Here is a 21,855-nt window from a genome sequence, read left to right as displayed (position 1 = left end):
TCCTCCTTTGCTTACAATTCTATCTTAACATAGAATAGACAATATATTTACAAAACCTTTGTTTGCACGTGCTAAAAAAATTGAGTATAATGACAATGACCGCCACACGGAAAGGGGATTGGGACTTGTTTGATCTACTGGCTTCCTTGTTTAAATACCTGTTCATCATATTCATTTATTATTTCATGTATGTCATCATCCGGTTGATCTATCTGGACATTGCTACAACAACGGTGATCGGACGGAAACTGGAAGGCAATCTGCCATATTTGAAACTGGTCAATCGACGGGAAAGTTTGACCTTTCGCGTGGAAGAAAGCTATTTTCTGGAAGGCGACATGATATTGGGCCGATCCGGCAAAAACCATATTGTGATCAAAGACCCTTTTTTGTCAGGCAGTCATGCCAAGTTCCATGTTGAAGACGGACGTTGGTTCATCAACGATCTAAACAGCAAAAACGGAACCATGCTCAATCATCAGCAACTGGGAGAAGATGCCTATGAGCTGGGTGATGGAGATCTGGTCCACTTGGGTCAATTGGACTTTTTGTTTGTAGAACCGGGGAGGAACCGGTCATGAGAAGTTCCAAACCTTATTTTCTGATCGTTTTGTATCTGTTTTTGTCCTTTTTTCTCCTTTCCATCCGCAACGGATCCTTTGAGATCCTTCCAGTTATATATGCTGCCGTCGTTTCTTTGTCCATCGGTGTCGTTCTTGTATTCATGAAACGGTTTCGATGGGGGGATGGTTATTTGTTTTTGATCACATCCATGATCTCAAGCATTGGGATCGTCTTTCTCTATCGGTTGGACCCCCAGATCGGACAACGCCAGATCTTGTGGTTTGGAGCGGGGATCCTTGCCTTTTTTCTTGGCTATCTGGTCTTTGTCATAGGCTATCGCCTGTGGTCCCATCCAAAGATGCTGCTGGTATATCCGTTGGTTTCTTTCACGTTTTTCGTCATGACCTTGACCATGGGGGAGAGGATCGGCGGAGCCATCAACTGGATCGTGATCAACGGCATCCAGGTTCAACCTTGGGAAGGGATCAAATTGCTCTTCGTTTTCTTTATGGCATCCTATTATGCCCATCAACAATTTTACAGTCCCTTATCTGTGCCATTGGGGAAAAAAGGGATCCAAATTCCCCATAAACTGCTTTTCATGGGAGGAGTGTACTTGCACCTGCTCTTTCTTGTACTACAACGGGAGTGGGGAGGCAGCATCCTGTTCTTTCTTGTTTTTATCGCCATGATGTATGTCTTTGATGGAAACAAGAAACATCTGCTGGCAAATGCATTGGCAGCAGCAGCAGGTGGCACGGGCGGATATCTGCTTTTATCTCACATACAGGTCCGGGTGGCCACCTGGTTGGATCCATGGCGGGACATGGATGGAACCGGCTATCAAATAACCCAATCCCTGTTTGCTCTGGGTTCCGGCGGATTTTTTGGGACAGGCCTTGGTCTGGGGCGCCCTCATCTGATTCCCGCCGTGCACACGGATTTTATTTTTTCTGCCATTACGGAAGAAATGGGGATCTTTGGTGGAGTGGGGATCATCCTCCTGTATTTCATTTTGGTCTATCGAGGGTTCAAACTGGTGATTCGAATGCAGGAACCCTTTTTAAGGGCGGTGGCATTTGGTATTACTTCCATTTTCGGATTTCAAACCTTCATCATCATCGGCGGTGTGATCAAGTTGATCCCATTGACAGGGATCACCCTGCCATTTGTCAGTTACGGTGGAAGCAGTTTGATCAGCAGTTTTCTTGCCTTGGGCATCCTGCAGGGGATCTCTGCCACCGGCATTTCCTTTTTCCCGACTGGTGAACAAGGGGGTGACGAAGTTGAATGAAAACAAACGAGTCCTCAAGGGTTTTCTTTTTATAGGAGTTCTTTTCGTCCTGCTGATCGGGTATTTGACCTATTTTGAACTATTTTTAAAAGAGGATATCGTACAAAATACTTACAATCGACGTATTTGGGAAGTGGATACGGGACGGATCCGGGGGAGCATATTGGATCGGAACGGGGAAACTCTTGCCTACAGTGAATCAACGGAAGATGATACACAAGTTCGCTTCTATCCTTTTGAGGAACTCTATGCCCATGTCATCGGATACCACACGCCCATCTATGGAAATGCACAGCTGGAAGCCGCCTACCAAGATGAGCTTAGCGGCAACAAGGCCTTGAATCGAATCATGGATCTGCCCAAACAGTTGACCGGGGAGAAGCTGTTTGGAAATCAGTTGCAGCTCACCCTGGATCATGATCTGCAAAAGAAGGCATGGGATCTGCTTCAAGGACAAAAGGGAGCTGTGGTTGCCCTGGATCCAAAAACCGGAGCGGTACTGGCAATGGTATCCAATCCTTCCTACGACCCCAATCAGGATAAACTGTCAGGTGCATGGGAGGATCTGCAAAACAGTAGGGATTCCGTTCTTTTGCCAAGAGCGACCCAGGGTCTTTATCCGCCAGGCTCCACCTTCAAGTGTTTGACGACTGCAGCAGCCGCCGCTTCAGGAAATTTGGATCTTGTTTGGAAGGACGAAGGCTCCATCCTTGTGGATGGAATGATCATACGCAACTTCAATTCTCAAGTATTTGGCCGGGTAGACCTGGATCAAGCCTTTACAAAATCCATCAATACCTATTTCGCAGCATTGGGGTTGGAGATGGGAGAAGATGCCATCCAGAATACGGCAGCCCAATTTGGTTTCAATCAAAAGATCCCTTTTGATCTGCAGGTATCACCCAGTCGCCTCGACCAGGGGGACATGTCTCAAACCGAGCTGGCATCCACTTCCATCGGTCAGGGAACGTTGTTGGTCACACCCCTGCATATGGCCTTGATGGGAGCCGGCATCGCCAACGAAGGCTCTATAATGGAACCTTACCTGGTGGAGCGTGTTACCATGGATTCCGGTCGAGTGGTGGAAGCACATTCAAGAAAAATCTGGATGGATGGACCAACTTCCGATACGGCGGCATTGGTGAAAGAGTTGATGGTCCAAGTCGTGGAAAGTGGTACCGGCACCAATGCAAGGATCTCCGGAATATCTGTGGCAGGGAAGACCGGTACGGCCCAAAACGAACGGGATGGGGAAGATCATGCCTGGTTCATGGGTTTTGCTCCTGCAGAAGACCCCAGGATCGTCGTTGCCGTCCTGTTGGAATACAGCGGCTCTACTGGTGGAAATTCGGCAGCACCCATTGCAGGAAAGCTGATGGAAAACTATTTAAATTGATTTTACTTGATGGACAAATATGGTATAATCGATTGGTCACAGGAACAAATAAAGGAGAAAGACCATGCAAAATAAAATACGATATGTGTACAAAACCAAAGGCGTATGTGCCAGGGAGATCGAAATCGAACTGGAAGGCCGATATATTTCAAACGTGGAATTCATCGGTGGTTGCGCCGGAAATGCAATAGGGCTGTCCAGCCTGGTTGTGGGAATGGACATAGAAGACGTGATCCAGCGACTGGAAGGGATCCCTTGCGGCAGCAAGATCACCTCATGTCCGGACCAATTGTCGGAGGCTCTTTGTGAGATCATCGATATGAGCCGGCTGAAAGCGGAAGCTTGAATCAAAAAGAAGACTTGAAGGTCATCCTCCATGACGGAGTTGCTCTTCAAGTCTTTTCTATATCTACGTTCTATTCCACCAACACACATTTTCAAGGCCATTTCTTTCAATGGTGCCAGTTCATTCATTTAAATCCCCCTTATCATCGTCGTCTCGCAATTTGATCATTTTGGCGGCTTTTCGACGTTGTTCGTCGCTGATCTCCGCATAATGCTTTTTCGTGGTATTGACATCCTTATGGCCCAATACATCCGCCACCAGGTAAATATCTCCACTTTCCCGATATAAATTCGTCCCAAAAGTGCTCCTGAGTTTATGAGGAGAAATATTTTTTAACGGGGTAATGATTTGGGTATATTTTTTGATGAGTTTCTGAACGGCACTGACACCCATCCGCTTTCGCTGCAAGGAGAGGAACATGGCATCCTCATGGCCGGGTAGGGGAGTGATCTCGTCTCGAACTTCCAAATAGTTTTCCAATACGTTGGCAACTTCATCGCTGAAATATAAGACCACCTGGCTGCCGCCTTTTCTTGTGATCTTGAAACTGTTGTTTTTAAAGTCGAAATGGGAAAGATCCAGTCCGACAAATTCGCTGACCCGAATGCCGGTGCCCAACAAGAGGACGATCATTGCCATATCCCGTTCTTTGGTTCGCTGGTGAAATTTCTTTTGTGTGTCCGTCATTCCTTTGGGATCTTCCAGCAGGTCCAACAGATTCGCCACTTCATCCACTTCCAGCCGCACAATGGGCTTTTCCTTGATTTTTGGAATATCCACCAAGAGTGCCGGATTTTTCTTGACCATTTCTTTCTTGTAAAAATACTTGTAGAAAGTCCGCAATGTAGACAACTTGCGAGCCTTACCGGAATTTCCGTTGGTATAGGTGACAAACTCATCAGGGTTTTTATAATGGGGCAGGGAATAGAAGGATAAATACTCCAGAAATTTTTCGATTTGTACAGGAGTGATGTTTTCCATCATCTCCAAGGTAACTTCTTTTGGCGTTTTTCCATTGAAAGGTTCTTCAAAGGATTCTTCCACTAGATAATGCAGAAAACTGCGCAAATCAAAAGCGTAGGCGATCCTGCTTTTGATGGACGTGGTGGGTTCGATGCCTCGAAAAAAGGTTTCGCAAAATACCGGCATTTGATTGACTAATTCCCGCAATTTTAATGTTAGCTGCTGATGAAGCTTTTTATCGTATGTGGTACTTTTTTCCGCCACTAGGGAACATCCTTTCTAGAAATGTTGATTGGTTCAACATTTGTAAACCATCCTGTTTTTTATTATAACACAAGATGAAACACGAGAGAAGAATAGATATAACTTTCCGTTAAACAAAAGTTTAAGGTAAACATGTAGGCATTTTAGCGCTGATTTGCTGCTTTTAATAACAAATCACAAACGATCATAACTTTCCTGGGTCCAGCTTGATTACTTGCACCATTCCTTGTAATCTAATTTGATCTCAACCCTATGTCATTCGATCCTTCATATTTTCATGAATCTACAAACAGATCCTATATCGATCTCATCAGTTCTCTTCATGTTTAGTTGAACACCTTTCATCTCATTTGCTCTCTTCTGCTGCATTTTTTATCTGGGACCCTCTAAAAGGCTTTTAAAGGCTCTGAATGAAAATAAGCCCATAATTCACAGGTGTTTAGGTATACCCTCATCAAAAAAAACCGCTTAAATCGCAAATATGGGCTTCATTTTTTTGGTGTTTTACGGGCAACTTTGGAAAAATCAAATTCCGGCTTTTCTTCGGACCATTGGGAGTTAGAAAGGGTTTTTTCCAGTTGAAGGGTTTTCTTGTAGCCAAAATATCTTTTTATTTCGGTATGGTCCACATTGTCCTTCATCAATTTCAAAATGGTGGTATTTCGTATTGCTTCCGATGTCAAAGGCTGGTCCAGATCCAAATCCGTTTTTATGTTTTTAATAAGATGTTGAATAGTTCGTATACTAATCGATTCATTCTTCTGACTGACAAACAAATATGTGGAATTGGAATTTTTTCGTTCTAGATTTATATAGGAATCCAAAGCGTTGATCGTTGCAGGACTCAATCGGATACTTCCCTCTTTTATCTGTAAACTGCTGCCGTCGTAGTCTGTCAACTTTAAGGAAACGATTTGTGATGCCTTTAATGCACAATCTGCGATCAGCATCAAAATGGCCATGTCTCGATATTTGTTTCGGATCCTTACCTTTTCAAAAATCCGTTCCAGTACGGATTCCTCCAAATAGTTGGGACCTTTCTCATGTAAATGATAACGTGGGATCTCATCGATGGGATTTTTACCATCACAACCACGGTCATCGATCAAAAATTGGTAAAATGCTCGCAAGGACGTCAGTTTCCGATTGATGGTCTTATCTGAATTATGGTGTTCGTCTTTCAAGTAATGTATATAGGCATAAAAATCCGGTTGTCTTATCTTTCTAAAAAACACCAGCTTTTGCTCGTCATCCCATTTGGAAAAATCAACATTGCTTCTTTTTTCCATGAATCCTAAAAAGCTCTCCATATCATATTTATAGGCTTTGACGGAGCGAATCTGCAACTTGTGCGCCAGGTAATCAGAAAAAGATGCGATCAATTCATTATAGGGCATAACATGTTAGCTCCTCTCTAGATCTTTATAATTGCGCATATTATATATTATGCGCAATTATATCTTTATTATACCGAAAGGACCGACTTTTGTAAAGGATCATTCTTTACCATGTTTTTATACCAAATCCCTCTTGACTTCTTTAATTTCTACCATTATAATAATACTTGTCTTCGTTAAAGGGGTATAGCTCAGTTGGTAGAGCAGTGGTCTCCAAAACCACGTGCCGAGGGTTCAAGTCCTTCTACCCCTGCCATTTATAAAACAAAACAGGTGAATCTTCACCTGTTTTTTAATGCTCTTTTTTTGTCAGACACTCACTTCGCCGTGTTCACCCAGCAATTCTTTATTAGACTCCAAAACAGGCCGAATTTGATTTTCAAAAAACTCCATCACCTGTTGGGGTGCACGACCAATAAAAGTTTTTGGATCAAGTATATGGACAAAATCTTCTTCCTGGATGGGAAATGCGGGATCCTGCTTGATCCGATCCATCAGATCGTTGTCCTTCCCTTCTTCTTTCACCCTTCTTCCCGCTTCCATGGAATGAATACGAATTCGTTCATGGAGAGCCTGTCGGTCTCCACCGTTTTTAACACCCTGCATGATGATGTTCTCAGTCGCCATGAAAGGAAGTTCTTTTTCAATATGCTGTTCTATGACTTTCGGATAGACAACCATTCCTTCGGTAATATTCAAACAGATATTTAGAATAGCATCAACGGCAAGAAAACTCTCCGGGATGGCGATCCGCTTGTTGGCGCTGTCGTCCAGAGTTCTTTCGAACCACTGGGTGGAGGCGGTGATCGCCGGATTCAGGGCGCTTACGATCACGTAGCGGGCCAATGCTCCAATACGCTCCGACCGCATGGGATTTCGCTTGTATGCCATGGCAGATGATCCAATTTGGTTTTTTTCGAAAGGCTCCTCCATTTCTTTCAGGTGTTGTAGCAAACGCATGTCGTTGCTGAATTTATAAAGGGTTTGTGCCACACCGCTTAGAGCATTGGAAACTCTGGCATCAAATTTTCGGGGATATGTTTGTCCCGTCACTGCATAACTGGAAGTAAAGCCCATCTCTTCAGCCACCATTCGGTCCAGTTGTCGCACTTTTTCATGATCTCCTTCAAATAGTTCTAAAAAGCTGGCCTGAGTACCGGTGGTACCCTTCACTCCTCGGAGTTTGGCATGCTCTAGGACAAAATCCAACTCTTCCAGATCCATCAACATGTCCTGGATCCATAAACAGGCTCTTTTTCCAACAGTAGTCAATTGTGCCGGTTGAAAGTGGGTGAATCCCAGTGTGGGTAGATCTTTGTACTCCAAAGCAAATGCAGCCAGTTTGTCGATGCAATTGATCAACTTTTTCCGAACCAGTTTTAAACCTTGGATATAAACGATCACATCCGTGTTGTCTCCAACAAAAGCGCTGGTTGCACCAAGATGAATGATGCCTTTTGCCGTCGGACATTGGTCTCCAAATGTATGAACGTGGGCCATGACGTCATGACGTAATTTCTTTTCGTATTCTTTGGCTTTTGCAAAGTCGATGTCCTCGGCATTTTCCTCCAACTCCCGGATCTGATCCTCTGTAATATTCAAACCCAGTTTTTTTTCTGCTTTCGCCAAAGCGATCCATAATTTCCGCCAGGTTCCGAATTTGTTTTCATGGGAAAAAACGTAGCTCATCTCTTTAGAAGCATAACGTTCGATCAATGGGCTCGTGTATTCTGCTGTATTCATGGTTCAATCCAACTCCTTAATAAAAGCTTCCATTCGATCCAGGCCTTTCTCGATCTGTTCCAAGGCAGTAGCGTAGGAAATTCGGACGAATTCGTCTGCACCAAATGCGATGCCGGGAACCAAGGCTACCTGATAATGCTCCAACATCAAGTTGGCATAGTCCATGGATCCTTCGATCACTTTCCCTTTGAATGTTCTGCCAAACAACTTGGAAACATCGATAAAGACATAAAAAGCGCCTTTAGGATAAATGTAGCTCAATTCTTTGATCTGATTTAAACGATCCACACAAAATTTGCGACGAACATCATACTCCTCCACCATTTCGGAGAGGAAATGGTCTGGACATTGGAGTGCACCGATCCCGGCATACTGGGTAATGGAGGAAGGATGGCTGACTGCATGACCCTGTACCTTTCCCATGGCGGTGATGACATCTTTGGATGCAGCAGTATAACCGATCCGCCATCCGGTCATGGCGTGAGACTTGCTCATGCCGTTGACCAGGATCGTCCATTCTTTTATTTCCTCACCAAGTGATGCGATGCTTATATGTTTTTCTCCATCATAGAGCAAGCGTTCGTAAATTTCATCGGATACCACGAAAATTTCATGACGTAGGATAACTTTTGCCAATTCTTCCAATTCTTTTTTTGTGTAAACTGCTCCTACAGGATTTGATGGTGAATTCAGGTAAATTGCCTTTGTTTTAGACGTTATGGCCTTGTCCAAATCCTCAGCTGTCATTTTAAAATCATTTTCTTTTTTTGTCTTTAAGAAAACAGGAACTCCTCCGGCGATTCGGACGATCTCCGGATAGCTGACCCAATATGGCACTGGAACAAGGACTTCATCTCCGGGATTCAAAATGCTTTGAAATGCCGTTGACAAACTGTGTTTTGCTCCGCTATTAACGATGATCTGATCTGGTGAATATTCCAAACCGTTGTCCCGTTTGAGCTTTTGTGCAATAAGCTTTCGCAGTTCCAAAACTCCTACAGCTGCAGTATACTTGGTCCTTCCTTCATGTATGGCTTTAATGGCAGCATCTTTGATAAATTCAGGCGTATCAAAGTCTGGTTCTCCTGCTCCAAACCCGATCACATCCATTCCAGATTCTATCATTTCTTTGGCCTTGGCAGTTATGGCTAAAGTTATGGATGGCTTTACTTCCAATACCTTTTCCGAAATTCTTGTTTTCATCACTAATCGATCCCTCCGATGATTTAATTATACCTGTTGCTTTTCCATATTTTTTTTGATTTGTCTTTTCAACGCTTCTACATATCGAACGGGTATTTTCTCCGATCCGATGCCTGTCAGCCGACTTTTGGTCTCTTCATGAAAGTCGGATCCTCCGGTGATCAGCAGATGCCTGTCTTTTGACAAATTGTATAAGCGAATTTTATCTTTTTGATCGTGTTTGGAATGATAAACTTCCAATCCATCCGGTCCATAATCCAAAAGTTCAAGCAAAGTATCTTCTTTTTCCAAAAGTCCCGGGTGGGCCAAAACAGAAATACCTCCGTTTTCATGTATCGATTTTATGCATTCCGAAACACTGATCTTCGATTTTTCAATGTAACAGGGACACCCTGGTTTTAAATATTTTTCAAATGCTTCATCAAAAGTTTTTACGACACCCAACCGCAAGAGTTCTTTTGCAAAGTGTGGTCGTCCTATGCTGTCGCCGTAAGCATTCAGATCCATGGTGTCCATGTCGATGCCCAGTTCACCAAAACGATCCACCATTTTAATGGCTCGCTCCTGCCTTTTTCGCTGTAATTCTTCCAGAAAAGGATTTAAGGCGTGGGATACATCATGGAGAAAATAACCAAGAACGTGGACGTCCTCCCCTTGATACACACAACTGAATTCAATGCCCACGATGACTTCGACTGGATAATCATCCGCCATTTTCCAGGCCAATATAGAACCGGACAATGTATCGTGATCTGTAATGGAAATGGTATGCAGTCTTCGATTGGAAGCTTCTTCCATTATTTTCTTTGGTGTGAACGCTCCATCCGAATAACTGGAATGAATGTGTAGATCTGCATATTTATTCATAGACAGCCCCTCTAAAATCTTTTTCCATTATACCACAATCGTAAAAAAAACCGCTGGACAAATGATCTAAATTCAATCATAAAATTTTATGAAACCATGGAGCATTGTAGTTTTTCCATCCGTTTCGTCGATATGCGCGACAAGACCATTGATTTGTCGTTTACCTTTTGCTAAATCGTAACGTACCGGTCGCTGGGTCAAGAATCCTTCCAAAACTTTTTCTTTTTGTACGCCTATGATCCCATCAAGAGGTCCGGTCATTCCTACATCGGTTATATAACCGGTATATTCGTCCAGAATACGATGATCTGCGGTTTGTACATGGGTATGGGTTCCAAAAACCAAAGAAAGGCGATTTGCCCCATAATATCCCATTGCCAGTTTTTCAGAAGTGGTTTCTGCGTGAAAATCTAAAATTTTCACATGGATGGATTCTGGGATCTCCTCCAATATTTGATCCAATCGCCGAAAAGGACAATCCATGCTTTTCATGAAAGAACGACCAGACAGGTTGATGACCGCAACTTCTGTGTCTTTATACGGCACCAGGACGTATCCATTACCTGGGCAGGGAGATGGGTAGTTGGCCGGTCGCAGAAGCTTTGGATAAGCGTCAATGAAGCTTTCTGTTTCTTTTTTGTCCCAAACGTGATTTCCCGTGGTGATCACATCGACGCCCATATCAAAAAAAGACGCTGCGTGCTTTTCGATGATCCCTGTTCCGGATGAGGCATTTTCTCCATTGATAATCACAAAATCAGCATCAAATTCTTCTTTCAACGCTTCCAAATTTTCGTTTAAGACAGTGCGGCCTGGACGTCCAACGACATCTCCTATGATCAAGATTTTCATTTTTAATCCTCCTCGACATATCCATAAGTATACCATATAAGGTACCTTTCAAGAAAAAAACGTAAAAAAAAAGGAGATAAAAATCTCCTTATTTTGCATACTCTATAGTTCTTGTTTCTCGGATCACATTGACTTTGATTTGTCCTGGATAATCCATTTCGCTCTGGATCTTAGCTGCGATCTCCTTTGCTACATGGATCATTTCCACGTCGTCGATCTTATCCGGTTTTACCATGATTCGTACTTCTCGGCCAGCTTGGATTGCAAATGTTTTTTCTATACCATCGAATGAGTTTGCAATTTCCTCCAATTTCTCCAGTCGTTTTATGTACGATACCAATGTTTCTCTTCTTGCTCCCGGTCTCGCTGCCGATATGGCATCTGCTGCCTGGACCAATACTGCTTCAACGGATGTTGCTTCCACGTCACCGTGATGTGCTTCTACTGCATGGATCACTTGGCTGGATTCTTTATATCTTCTCAAAATGTCCACACCGATTTCGATGTGAGGACCTTCCACTTCGTGATCTACGGCTTTTCCGATATCGTGAAGCAATCCGGCTCTTTTCGCTACTTTGGCATTGACACCCAGTTCGTGTGCCATGATGGACGCAAGATGAGCGACTTCGATGGAATGCTTCAGCACGTTTTGACCGTAACTGGTTCTAAAACGCAATCGTCCCAGCAATTTGATGATCTCCGGATGCAATCCGTGGATCCCAGTATCGAAGCTGGCTTGTTCTCCGTCTTCCTTGATTTGCTGATCGATTTCCTTTTTGGCTTTTTCCACCATTTCTTCGATTCTAGCTGGATGGATCCGGCCATCAATGATAAGTTTTTCCAAAGCCACTCGTGCAATTTCTCGTCGTATGGGATCGAATCCCGACAAGATGACTGCTTCCGGCGTGTCGTCAATGATCAAGTCGATACCGGTCAACGTTTCCAGTGTTCGTATGTTTCGACCTTCCCGACCGATGATGCGGCCTTTCATTTCGTCATTAGGCAAGTTGACAACAGATACTGTGGTTTCTGCCACGTGATCTGCGGCCACCTTTTGTATGGCGTATGAAAGGATTTCTTTTGCTTTTTTGTCCGCTTCGTCTTTTGCATTGCCTTCGATCTGTTTGATCAACATGGCAGACTCTCTTCGAATTTTTTTCTCCACATCACCAAGCAAGATCTGCTTGGCTTCTTCAAATGTCAGACCGGAGATTCGCTCCAGTTCCTTCATTTCATTTTCGATCATTTCATCCAACTTGGCTTCCTTGTTGTTTAGTTGGTTCATTTTGTTGTTTAGGCTGTCTTCCTTGCTTTGGATCTGTTCGCTTCTTTTATCGATGTTTTCCTCCCGCTGGATCAATCTTTTCTCCAGCCGTTGGATCTCGTTGCGTCTTTCTCGATTTTCTTTTTCTACTTCCATTCTGGTATTGTGTGCTTCCTCTTTTGCATTGAAAAGCATTTCTTTTGCTTGTGAATCTGCATCTTTCAATGCATCTTCCACAATTCTTTTTGCAGTCTCTTCAGCACTGTTTATCTTGCCTTCAGCGATGTTCTTTCGTACAAAATATCCTGCAACAAAAGCGATCAATGTGAAACCAACAATAACAAGAATGATGTAGTTTCCTAATGCCTCAATCAACTGTCTACACCTCCTTTATTATGTTATTGAATAACGTTAAATGTTTCACTTTTCGATGGTAGTTCCATATTCATTATGGACAGGTAAAAACCTGCAAGTAACAAACTAATTTTATCCTTTTTTGAAAGGACTGTCAAGATGATTCATTTTGTATCCCATTGAATATATACAAAAAGGAGATCTGCCAAAGATCTCCTTCTATTCATTATTCTGCTGGGGTTTCCTCTTGGGGTTTTCGATCCAAATTGAAGTGGCTTCGGATCTTCTTTTCGATTTCTTTGCAAGTCTCCGGATTTTCTTTCAAAAATTGCTTGGCATTCTCTCTACCTTGACCGATTTTTTCATCATTGTAGGAATACCATGCGCCGGATTTGTTGATGATGTCCACACTGCTTCCTACGTCGAGAATATCCCCTTCCCTGGAGATCCCCTGGCCATACATGATATCAAACTCTGCAGTTTTAAACGGAGGAGCTACTTTATTTTTTACAACTTTCACTCTGGTCCGGTTACCGATCATTTCCTGACCCTGCTTCAACGTTTCGATCCGTCGAACGTCCAAACGGACGGAGGAATAGAATTTTAATGCCCGTCCTCCAGGTGTGGTTTCAGGACTTCCGAACATGACACCGACTTTTTCTCGGAGTTGATTGATAAACAATGCTGTCGTTCCAGACTTGTTGATGGAACCTGTCAATTTCCGAAGTGCCTGACTCATAAGTCTTGCCTGCAGACCGACGTGGGAGTCACCCATTTCTCCTTCGATCTCTGCTCTTGGCACTAATGCTGCAACAGAGTCGATGACAACGATATCCACGGCTCCACTACGGACCAATGCTTCACAGATCTCCAAAGCCTGTTCTCCCGTATCCGGCTGGGATACGATGAGGTTTTCAATGTCGACGCCCAGGGCTTTTGCATAATTGGGATCCAACGCGTGTTCCGCATCGATAAACGCCGCATTGCCGCCATTTCTTTGTGCTTCCGCAATAACATGCAAAGCCACAGTGGTCTTACCGGAAGATTCCGGTCCATACACTTCCACGACACGGCCTCTTGGGATTCCGCCAATACCCAGTGCGATATCCAAACCTATGGAGGTGGTTGAGATGGCAGGTATGTTTTGTCTGCCGGACTCTTCGCCAAGTTTCATGATGGAACCTTTGCCAAATTGCTTTTCTATTTGTGCCAGTGCCATTTGTAATGCCTTATCTTTTTCTATCATGTTTGCCCGAGATCCTCGGTTCACATCCTTTCAAGTCATATAGAACATTTGTTCTGTTTTATTATATCGAATCTTAAGGCTTTCGTCAATCATTCTCCAACATTTTTCGTACCATATTGAAAGCCATGTTGGCACTTCTTTCCTGGATCTGCTGGCGGTTCCCATGCAATCTTACTTCATGGACTTCCATTTTTCCTTTATAGGCAATGCCTACAAAGACCAGACCAACAGGTTTTTCTTCGCTTCCCCCACCTGGACCGGCGATGCCGGTAGTGGCAACGGCAATTTTTGTCTTGTTGTTTTTCAATAAGCCTGCCAGCATCTCCATGGCGCATTCTCGACTGACCGCCCCGTATTTCTCCAGAGTTTCTTCTTTTACACCCAAGTAATCGCTTTTTGAAGCGTTGCTGTAGCAAACGATCCCACTATGGAAAATCGAAGAAATGCCTGGGATCTCCGTCAACTTGGCTGCGATCAAGCCACCCGTGCAGGATTCGGCGACACTGATGCTGCAATCCTTCTCCATCAACATGCTGGCTACGACTTCGTGCAGGGACAGATCTTCTTTGGCATAGACCCAGCTGCCGATCCTGTCCATGACTTGATGATCCATCTCATCCAGCAATTTCGTTGCTTCTTCCGAAGTATTCCCATTGGCTGTTATTCGCAGCATGACCTCACCCGGTTTTGCATAGGTGGCGATGGTGGGGTTGGTCTGTCCGTCGATGATGTCCAACAGCCGGTCCTCCAGTGCCGATTCTCCCAATCCGCTGATTTTATAGTATCGGGAATAAAATTTGATCGGGCTCTTGTCTTGTAAATAAGGGATGCAAAAATCTCGAAACATGGGGATCAATTCCCTTGGCGGGCCAGGAAGGAGAATGAAGATCTTGTTGTCTTTCTCCAACAGGATCCCGGGTGCTGTTCCATTGTCGTTTGGAATGATCCGGGCCCCCTCTGGCATATACGCCTGCTTTAAGTTGTTTTGGGTCATTTCTGCGGATATTCGTTGAAAAAAACCTTGGATCTTAACTTTGCTTTCTTCGTGAAGGATCATATCCAGTCCAAAGAGTTCGGCAACGGATTCTTTGGTCAGATCATCCTGTGTCGGACCTAATCCACCGGTCAATACCACCAGATCGCTTCTTTCTTTTGCTTGTTGCAATACCTGTTGCAATCGGGTTGGATTATCTCCCACGGTCGTGTGATAGTAGATGCTTATACCGATCCGGGACAATTCCCTGCTGATGTATTGGGCATTGGAATTCAAAATGTCTCCGATCAGTATTTCCGTACCAACATTGATGATTTCGCCTCTCATGGGAAACCTCTAAGACATCCCACTGAACACTTGTTTGTTCAGACGGAAGTAGTCGTACCCGGAAATGATCGTAAACAGCACAGCCAGGTACATGGCGGCCTGACCAAAGGGTATGCCCATGGATTCAAAGGGCCAGTTGCCGAACAACAAACTGACGATGGCAACCATTTGGGTGATGGTTTTGATTTTGCCCCACCAGCTGGCGGCGATGACGATGCCGTCGGAAGCGGCCAAGACCCGCAGACCTGTCACTGCAAACTCTCTGGCAATGATGATGATGGCGACCCATGAGGAGATATCGCCTGTTTCCACCAGGCAGATCAAAGCAGAGCAGACCAACAGCTTGTCTGCCAAAGGATCCATGAATTTACCGAAGGTGGTGATCAGTTTGTATTTTCGTGCGATGTGGCCATCCAGCATGTCTGTCAGTGCGGCAATAACAAAGATGATCCCACCGATAATAGATCCATATTTCATATCCGACAGAAAAAAGAAAATGAAAAAAGGAATCATAATGATCCGCAAAATAGTGAGTTTATTCGGCAAATTCATAGTCTAACACTCCTATCAAATCAAATTCCAACGCTTCCGTTATGAGAACATCCACCAAGGTTCCAACAGGCGGGCGTTGAATCGCAGACACTTCCACGATCCCATCGATTTCCGGTGCGTCCATCCAGGTTCTTCCAATAAATCCGTCTTCCGTGTGTTCCTCCACCAGTGTTTTCATCGTTTTCCCTACATGTTTTTCCATACGCTGGATTGATACCTCCAACTGAACGTCCATGGCTGCTTCCTGTCTGGCCTTTTTCGTCTCCTCGTCGATCTGGTTTCTCATTCTTCCAGCAGGAGTACCTTCTTCTCTGGAATAGTCAAAAACACCTAATTTGTCGGCTTGCAGTTCTTTGATGGTTTTCAGCATCTCTTGGTGTTCCTCTTCCGTTTCACCGGGAAAACCCGCGATCAATGTCGTTCGAATCACCATATCCGGGATCTCTCGACGAAGGGTTTCAAAAAGACCCAGGATCTGCGCCTTGCTGGTACGTCGTCCCATGTTTTTCAAAATGCGGTCTTCCGTGTGCTGAATGGGAATATCCAGGTACGGAAGGATCCGTTTTGCGTGTTTCAACGTCTCAATCAAATCATGATCGATGTTTTCCGGATATGCATACATGAGACGGATCCAGCTTACCTGGTCGATCTTGTCGACTTCTTTCAAAAGTTTGGACAGATTCCAATTTCCTTCCAGATCACAACCATACATGGTGGTGTCCTGGGCGATCAGCACGATCTCTTCCACCCCAAGATCACCCAAATGTCGGATCTCTTTCAAAATATTCTCCGGTTTTCGACTGCGGTATTTGCCTCTCAATTTGGGTATGATGCAGTAAGTACAATGATTGTCACAGCCTTCGGCGATCTTCACATAGGCAATGGCCGTTCCTTGTGGCAACTGTCGGGGCAAAGTCTCATCAAATGGGCTGTCGATCCCGCCGTAAAGGACCACTTTTTCTCCTGTTTTTTCCAGAGTTTCAATGGTTTCCACGATCTTTGCATAGTTGCCCGTACCGATGATGCCGTCCAGCTCTGGAATGCTTTCCATCAATTCTTCGTGATATCGCTCGCTTAAGCAACCGGTTGCGATCAAACCTTTTGCCTTTCCAAATTTTTTAAACTCCGCCATATCCAAAATGGTGTCAATGGATTCTTCCTTTGCTGCTTCGATAAATCCGCAAGTATTTACCACGATATAGTCGGCGTCTTCACAATCCTCTATTATCTTATACGCCTTGTCTTCCAAAAGTCCTGCCATTATTTCCGCATCGACTTGGTTTTTTGAACAACCAAGGGACACCATGGCGATTTTCTTTGTCATTTGATCACCTTTCTATTCTTCCGTATCATCCGAGTCCGCCAATTCATGCCGCTGGACCAACACTTTTCGAGGTTTGCTTCCATCCGGTCCGGATATGATGCCCCTCTCTTCCATTTCATCGATGATCCTGCCGGCGCGTGAGTAGCCCAACCGAAGCTTTCTTTGGACCTGTGAAGTGGATATGGTCCCATTTTCCATGGCGATCTCAATGGCTTTTGGCAGCATGTCATCGTCAAAATCATCGTCTATGGGGTTCTTGTTTTCTTTTATTTCTTCGATGATCGTTTCACTATAATCGGGTTGGCCATCCTTCTTCACAAATTCCACCACCCGTTCCACTTCCTTGTCGCTGATAAATGTTCCCTGGATCCGAACTGGTTTGGGCTCACCGGAAGGATAGTACAACATGTCTCCCCTGCCCAGGAGTTTTTCTGCGCCACCCATATCCAATATGGTCCTGGAATCCATCATGGATGAAACTGCAAAAGAAATCCTACTTGGAATATTCGCCTTGATCAAGCCGGTGATGACATCCACAGAAGGTCGTTGGGTCGCCAGAACAAGATGGATCCCTGCCGCCCTGGCCAATTGGGCCAAACGACAGATGGCATTTTCCACCTCTCTGGGAGAAACCATCATCAAATCCGCCAATTCATCAATGATGATGACGATGCGGGGCATTGCCTCTTCCCCCTTCTCTTTTGCCAATTCATTGAAGCGTGTGATGTCTCGAACGCCAGCATCCTTAAATGCCTGATAGCGCTTTGTCATTTCCTTGATACCCCAGTTTAGGGCGCCGGCCGCATGTTTGGGATCCGTTACCACGGGAATGAGCAAATGAGGTATTCCGTTATAGTTGTTGAGTTCCACCATTTTCGGGTCGATCAGAATCAACTTTACTTCTTCCGGAGTGGCTTTGTACAGAATACTGATCAAGATGCTGTTGATGCACACGCTTTTTCCGGAACCGGTCGCTCCTGCGATCAACATGTGAGGCATTTTCGCAATGTCTGCCATAACCACACTGCCGGACAGTTTTTTGCCCAGGGCAAACGATATCTTACTTTTATGGTTTCGGAAAACAGGGCTTTCCACAATTTCTCTCATATGGACAAGATCCGTTTCCTTGTTGGGAACTTCGATACCGATGGCGGCTTTGCCCGGGATCGGTGCTTCGATCCGAACATCGGAAGTGGCCAAACTCAATGCAAGGTCATTGGAAAGATTGACGATCTTGCTTACTTTTACACCTGGCTCCGGCTGCAGCTCATAACGGGTGACGGTAGGACCGACAGATACTTCCGAAACTTTTGCCATAACGCCAAAGTCGGACAAAGTTTTTTCCAAAAGTCTGGCCCTGGCCATAACTTCAGATCGATTTCGCTGGCCGCCGGTTCGTTTCAAGTCATCCAATAATTGCAGCGAAGGAAACTGATAGGGTTTTTCCAATGCTTTTCGTTCCTCAATAAGATGTTCAACGGCTTCCTTTTCCTTTTCCAGTTCTTCCGGTTTCATTTTGATCGGCTTCTTATCCGTCGCGTCCACCGGTTTCTTTGCATCGGTTTCTTTTATTTGTTGTTCCTGGTCCGTTTTTTTGATTTGTGGTCGGATCTCTGCATAGTCCAGGATCTTGATGTCGTCCGTATCCAGTTGCTTGACTTCCTGTCTGCTGGTTTTTCCAGTTGATTTATCGGCAAATGGAGGTTTTGCAGTTCGCATGGCTTCCCCGATGCGCTTCGTATCCTGCTTGACTCTGCTTTTTCCGCCCTCCAGATATTCTTGAATGGATTTGCTGGTGATCAATACCAGAACGATCAACGCCATCAATACCAACAAAATAATGGTTCCGGTCAGGGAGAATAGTCGAATGCTCAATGTAGCAAAAAAAGTGCCCAACAATCCTCCACCCATACTTGGTGTGAAGGTAAAGGCAAACAACTCTCTGGAAAAGATTTTTTCTGCCACCTGTTCATCCAAGAGTGCAAAAAGCATGACCAAAAATACCATGAGTAAAATCCCGGCGATCAATAAACGCTTTTTGGGAGATTCCACTTTTCCAAAGACAACCATGAATCCACTTAATATGAGTACGGAAGACAAATAATAAGATCCGCGTCCAAACAAAAAAGAGACGATGGTTCGCAATCCGTTGCCTACCGTTCCTGCATTTTCAGAGGATAGAAAGTAGATCATGTAGATACCAAAGAAAATAATGGAAAGGGCGATCACGTCCCGTATGATCAGTGCTTTTGATGTGCTGGGAGCTTTGCTTTTTTTCTTTGTAGTTTTTCTGGTTGCCATGCAGTACCTCCTTGTCTGTCCTGGGCGGGTCCGTTGATGAGGACTGAAAATTTGTTATGCCAGTACATAAACGTTGATCAATAAAATTGCGGACATGGCCCAACAGTAGTAGGAAAAGTAATGCAGTTTCCCGTTTCTTACCAGTTTGACCAGTAGCTTTATGGCCAGTACACCAAAAATTACCGCCGCCAAAAAAGATGCTCCCAAAGTGGTCCCTTCCATTCCCAATGCATCCAAAGAAAGAATATCCTTTCCTTTGAATACTACAGCACCCAAAACTGCCGGTATGGAGATCAAAAAAGAAAACTCTGTTGCTTCTTCCTTTTTCAAGCCGTTGAAAAGACCGCCGACAATGGTGGAACCGGATCTGGAAATCCCTGGTGTAATGGCCAGCGATTGGAACAATCCTACTAAAATACCTTGTTTCAATGTCAGTCTTTCGATGGGAAGCTGGTTCTTTTTCCCAAGTTTTTCTCCCAGTACCAGCAGGATACCCGTTAGTATCAAGGTGAATGCGACTACTTGAATGGAAGAAAACAACTCTTCGAACACATCATCGAACAGCAAGCCAATAATGGCCGTTGGAATGCTTGCCATGACGATCAACATAATGTATTTTCTGTATTTGCTTTTGTAAATGCTCAAACTTCGTTCCCGGAACAGGTCACCCATCATGGCAAAGAACTCGATGATCATACTGGTCACTGATTTAAAGTAAACGATCACGATGGCCACCAGTGTTCCCAGATGCAAGAGGACGTTCAAGGCCAAGTTCCCTTCGTTTATACCCATAAAATGCTGTGCTATAACCAGATGTCCTGAACTGCTTACAGGTAAAAATTCAGTTAATCCTTGTAATATTCCTAAAAATATTGCGTCAATAATGTTCATGTGTGCCTCCAATTTTTCTAATGTGATCCATCACCGATTCCCCTTGAAGCGATGATGCAGTAAAACAATGGCTTGTTCCGCTTGATCGGAACGCACCAACAAGGAAATGGTCATATGAGAATCGGATGTTTGGAGTACGTCCACGCAGCCGATCAACGCTCCCATGGCAGTTGCCATAATACCTGGTACGCCCTTGATCTTACTGCCGATCAATGTAACTTTCGTACATTTTTGCGTGATCTTCGCCTGGATCCCCAAGCCGTCCAATACGGAAATAAGGGCTTCCTGGTCCTCTTCATTTATGATGAACAAACCTCGGTCTACAAAAATGTTGATCATGTCGATGCTGATATGACGCTTTGCGATGTGATCCAAAATATCTGCAGATTCTCCATGGAGGGCTACTTCCACTTGGATCTTCCCATGTTCATGGGCGATGGCCGTAATCAGATCGGACGATTCGGGCAACATGCCACTGATGATGGTACCGATATTGTCTTTATATTTTCTTGTATTGAGCACTTTCAAGGATAAATTATGATCCCTTGCATACTCTACGGCTCTTGGATGGATGACCTTGCCACCGTATTCCGCCAACTGAAATACCTCTCCATAATCAATGGATTCAATGAGCAAAGCCGTTGATACCACTTTGGGGTCTGCACTCATGACACCGTCCACATCCGTAAAGATCTCTATCTCATCGGCTTCCAGGGCTCCGCCCAAGGCCACCGCGGTAATATCGCTGCCTCCACGACCCAATGTGGTCATGTCTCCATTGGCTGTAACGCCTTGAAATCCTGTTACTACGGGAGTGATCCCTTCCTTCAGCAACTGCAGGATCCGTGTTGTGTCGATGGATAGTATGGTGCTTTTTCCGAAGTGATCATCCGTCAAAATACCCGCTTGGGCACCGTTCAAGGCCATTGCCTTGAATCCTTTATATTTCAGGTGAGCCGCCAATACCGACGCGCTGATGACTTCTCCACAAGACAGGCACAGGTCGGTTTCCCGATCTCCCGGGTTTCGAAAAGGCATCAGTTTAAAAAGAGAGTCTGTAGAGTAGGGTTCTCCATCCCTTCCCATGGCAGATACTACTAAAACGCTGTGAAATCCCTTGTATTTGGCGATTTGAAGGTTTTCAACGATGATATCCCGAAGTTCCGGACTGTTGACCGAAGTTCCTCCATATTTTTGTACGATGATTTTCATCCTGTCCTCCTGTCACTTTTTTCCGGAGTGGCCAAATCCACCTTGGCCCCGATCCGTATCGTCCAAAATGTCTACCAGGTCAAGTGTGGCTGTAATGTATTTTTTGACCACCATTTGGCAAATTCGTTCTCCAGGTTGAAAAACGTATGTTTCAGATCCCAGGTTGATCAAAGGGACTTTGATCTCGCCACGATAATCGGAATCGATGGTGCCGATCCCGTTGATCAATGTTATGCCAAACTTGCTTGATAAACCGCTTCTTGCCCGGATTTGAGCTTCGTAACCTACCGGCAACCCTATATGGATGCCGGTGGGGATCATTTTGATTTCCATGGGTTTCAGTAGGATCTCCGAATCTATGTCGGCATGTAGGTCCATACCTGCCGCTCCCTCCGTGGCATACTTGGGAAGGGGATTTTTTGATCGATTCATGATTTTTACCTTGCAATGTTCCAATATCTTTCCTCCTCTTCAACTCATACTAAATTATATAGAAAAGAA

At 44.5% G+C, this 21,855-nt stretch carries 19 protein-coding genes and 1 tRNA gene; 5 read left to right on the top strand and 15 right to left on the bottom strand.

Translation table 11 applies throughout. The features are described 5' to 3' along the window. Positions 1-125: 125 nt before the first annotated feature. From J0B03_RS00580 to J0B03_RS00565, 4 genes are all read left to right on the top strand, one after another. Positions 126-581, top strand: a complete 456-nt coding sequence (locus J0B03_RS00580) for an FHA domain-containing protein (protein ID WP_207299962.1) — start codon at positions 126-128, stop codon at positions 579-581. Next, positions 578-1,858, top strand: coding sequence for an FtsW/RodA/SpoVE family cell cycle protein (locus J0B03_RS00575; RefSeq protein WP_207299961.1), 1,281 nt, complete (start codon positions 578-580; stop codon positions 1,856-1,858). The genes J0B03_RS00580 and J0B03_RS00575 overlap by 4 nt, the downstream gene beginning before the upstream one ends. Beyond that, a complete protein-coding gene (locus J0B03_RS00570) occupies positions 1,851-3,254 on the top strand; it encodes a peptidoglycan D,D-transpeptidase FtsI family protein (RefSeq protein ID WP_207299960.1) in 1,404 nt (467 codons plus the stop codon). Before J0B03_RS00575 ends, J0B03_RS00570 begins: the two co-directional genes overlap by 8 nt. Positions 3,255-3,318: 64 nt before the next feature. Next, entirely contained in the window at positions 3,319-3,600 is a 282-nt protein-coding gene (locus J0B03_RS00565; RefSeq protein WP_207299959.1) for a TIGR03905 family TSCPD domain-containing protein, read from the top strand. Between the two features lie 120 nt (positions 3,601-3,720). On the opposite strand, the gene J0B03_RS00560 is transcribed toward J0B03_RS00565, so the two are convergent. After that, positions 3,721-4,827 (bottom strand): tyrosine-type recombinase/integrase, encoded by a 1,107-nt coding sequence (locus J0B03_RS00560; RefSeq protein ID WP_246798145.1) that lies wholly within the window; start codon positions 4,825-4,827, stop codon positions 3,721-3,723. Positions 4,828-5,315: 488 nt separating this feature from the next. Beyond that, a complete protein-coding gene (locus tag J0B03_RS00555) occupies positions 5,316-6,224 on the bottom strand; it encodes a tyrosine-type recombinase/integrase (protein ID WP_207299958.1) in 909 nt (302 codons plus the stop codon). A 180-nt stretch (positions 6,225-6,404) separates the two neighbouring features. Here J0B03_RS00555 and J0B03_RS00550 point away from each other — a divergent pair. Then, positions 6,405-6,480: transfer RNA gene (locus J0B03_RS00550), tRNA-Trp, on the top strand. A 53-nt stretch (positions 6,481-6,533) separates the two neighbouring features. Here J0B03_RS00550 and purB read toward each other — a convergent pair. The 13 genes from purB to dut all read right to left on the bottom strand — a co-directional run bounded on the left by purB (position 6,534) and on the right by dut (position 21,810). Next, positions 6,534-7,967 carry an adenylosuccinate lyase gene (purB, locus tag J0B03_RS00545; protein ID WP_207299957.1) on the bottom strand — a complete coding sequence of 478 codons (1,434 nt, stop codon included), beginning with the start codon at positions 7,965-7,967 and terminating at the stop codon, positions 6,534-6,536. A gap of 3 nt (positions 7,968-7,970) precedes the next feature. Continuing rightward, on the bottom strand, positions 7,971-9,170 hold the full coding sequence (locus J0B03_RS00540) for a pyridoxal phosphate-dependent aminotransferase (RefSeq protein WP_207299956.1): 1,200 nt from the start codon (positions 9,168-9,170) through the stop codon (positions 7,971-7,973). Between the two features lie 27 nt (positions 9,171-9,197). Next, the gene (locus tag J0B03_RS00535) at positions 9,198-10,037 is read right to left on the bottom strand and encodes a PHP domain-containing protein (RefSeq protein ID WP_207299955.1); all 840 of its coding nucleotides are present in this window, start codon (positions 10,035-10,037) and stop codon (positions 9,198-9,200) included. A 72-nt stretch (positions 10,038-10,109) separates the two neighbouring features. Next, the gene (locus J0B03_RS00530; RefSeq protein ID WP_207299954.1) at positions 10,110-10,889 is read right to left on the bottom strand and encodes a TIGR00282 family metallophosphoesterase; all 780 of its coding nucleotides are present in this window, start codon (positions 10,887-10,889) and stop codon (positions 10,110-10,112) included. 88 nt (positions 10,890-10,977) lie between these two features. Further along, entirely contained in the window at positions 10,978-12,525 is a 1,548-nt protein-coding gene (gene rny, locus J0B03_RS00525) for a ribonuclease Y (protein ID WP_207300946.1), read from the bottom strand. 208 nt (positions 12,526-12,733) lie between these two features. Continuing rightward, positions 12,734-13,753 (bottom strand): recombinase RecA, encoded by a 1,020-nt coding sequence (gene recA / locus J0B03_RS00520; protein ID WP_207299953.1) that lies wholly within the window; start codon positions 13,751-13,753, stop codon positions 12,734-12,736. Positions 13,754-13,838: 85 nt separating this feature from the next. Beyond that, on the bottom strand, positions 13,839-15,074 hold the full coding sequence (locus J0B03_RS00515) for a competence/damage-inducible protein A (RefSeq protein ID WP_207299952.1): 1,236 nt from the start codon (positions 15,072-15,074) through the stop codon (positions 13,839-13,841). Between the two features lie 9 nt (positions 15,075-15,083). Continuing rightward, complete coding sequence (gene pgsA / locus J0B03_RS00510) at positions 15,084-15,626, bottom strand: CDP-diacylglycerol--glycerol-3-phosphate 3-phosphatidyltransferase (protein WP_207299951.1); 543 nt, start codon at positions 15,624-15,626, stop codon at positions 15,084-15,086. Continuing rightward, the gene (gene rimO / locus J0B03_RS00505; protein WP_207299950.1) at positions 15,610-16,950 is read right to left on the bottom strand and encodes a 30S ribosomal protein S12 methylthiotransferase RimO; all 1,341 of its coding nucleotides are present in this window, start codon (positions 16,948-16,950) and stop codon (positions 15,610-15,612) included. Before rimO ends, pgsA begins: the two co-directional genes overlap by 17 nt. Before the next feature lie 12 nt (positions 16,951-16,962). Further along, positions 16,963-19,251: an FtsK/SpoIIIE family DNA translocase gene (locus tag J0B03_RS00500; protein WP_207299949.1), complete on the bottom strand. Its 2,289-nt coding sequence runs from the start codon at positions 19,249-19,251 to the stop codon at positions 16,963-16,965. A gap of 54 nt (positions 19,252-19,305) precedes the next feature. Beyond that, positions 19,306-20,142: an undecaprenyl-diphosphate phosphatase gene (locus J0B03_RS00495; RefSeq protein ID WP_207299948.1), complete on the bottom strand. Its 837-nt coding sequence runs from the start codon at positions 20,140-20,142 to the stop codon at positions 19,306-19,308. Positions 20,143-20,172: 30 nt separating this feature from the next. Beyond that, a complete protein-coding gene (locus J0B03_RS00490) occupies positions 20,173-21,354 on the bottom strand; it encodes an aspartate kinase (protein WP_207299947.1) in 1,182 nt (393 codons plus the stop codon). 12 nt (positions 21,355-21,366) lie between these two features. Continuing rightward, a complete protein-coding gene (gene dut, locus J0B03_RS00485) occupies positions 21,367-21,810 on the bottom strand; it encodes a dUTP diphosphatase (RefSeq protein WP_246798144.1) in 444 nt (147 codons plus the stop codon). Positions 21,811-21,855: the final 45 nt, after the last annotated feature.

The sequence above is a fragment of the Alkalibacter rhizosphaerae genome (assembly GCF_017352215.1).
GTDB lineage: Bacteria > Bacillota > Clostridia > Eubacteriales > Alkalibacteraceae > Alkalibacter > Alkalibacter rhizosphaerae.
Note: the sequence above shows the minus strand (reverse complement) of the source record. Positions and strands in the feature narration are given on the sequence as shown.

Bases quoted from the DNA above. Each gene is read 5' to 3' on its own strand.
- J0B03_RS00500 (WP_207299949.1), bottom strand. From the start codon at position 19,251: ATGGCAACCAGAAAAACTACAAAGAAAAAAAGCAAAGCTCCCAGCACA.
- rimO (WP_207299950.1), bottom strand. From the start codon at position 16,950: ATGACAAAGAAAATCGCCATGGTGTCCCTTGGTTGTTCAAAAAACCAA.
- J0B03_RS00540 (WP_207299956.1), bottom strand. From the start codon at position 9,170: ATGAAAACAAGAATTTCGGAAAAGGTATTGGAAGTAAAGCCATCCATA.
- J0B03_RS00575 (WP_207299961.1), top strand. From the start codon at position 578: ATGAGAAGTTCCAAACCTTATTTTCTGATCGTTTTGTATCTGTTTTTG.
- J0B03_RS00555 (WP_207299958.1), bottom strand. From the start codon at position 6,224: ATGCCCTATAATGAATTGATCGCATCTTTTTCTGATTACCTGGCGCAC.
- J0B03_RS00565 (WP_207299959.1), top strand. From the start codon at position 3,319: ATGCAAAATAAAATACGATATGTGTACAAAACCAAAGGCGTATGTGCC.
- J0B03_RS00515 (WP_207299952.1), bottom strand. From the start codon at position 15,074: ATGAGAGGCGAAATCATCAATGTTGGTACGGAAATACTGATCGGAGAC.
- J0B03_RS00530 (WP_207299954.1), bottom strand. From the start codon at position 10,889: ATGAAAATCTTGATCATAGGAGATGTCGTTGGACGTCCAGGCCGCACT.
- J0B03_RS00495 (WP_207299948.1), bottom strand. From the start codon at position 20,142: ATGAACATTATTGACGCAATATTTTTAGGAATATTACAAGGATTAACT.
- recA (WP_207299953.1), bottom strand. From the start codon at position 13,753: ATGATAGAAAAAGATAAGGCATTACAAATGGCACTGGCACAAATAGAA.
- J0B03_RS00535 (WP_207299955.1), bottom strand. From the start codon at position 10,037: ATGAATAAATATGCAGATCTACACATTCATTCCAGTTATTCGGATGGA.
- pgsA (WP_207299951.1), bottom strand. From the start codon at position 15,626: ATGAATTTGCCGAATAAACTCACTATTTTGCGGATCATTATGATTCCT.
- purB (WP_207299957.1), bottom strand. From the start codon at position 7,967: ATGAATACAGCAGAATACACGAGCCCATTGATCGAACGTTATGCTTCT.
- J0B03_RS00490 (WP_207299947.1), bottom strand. From the start codon at position 21,354: ATGAAAATCATCGTACAAAAATATGGAGGAACTTCGGTCAACAGTCCG.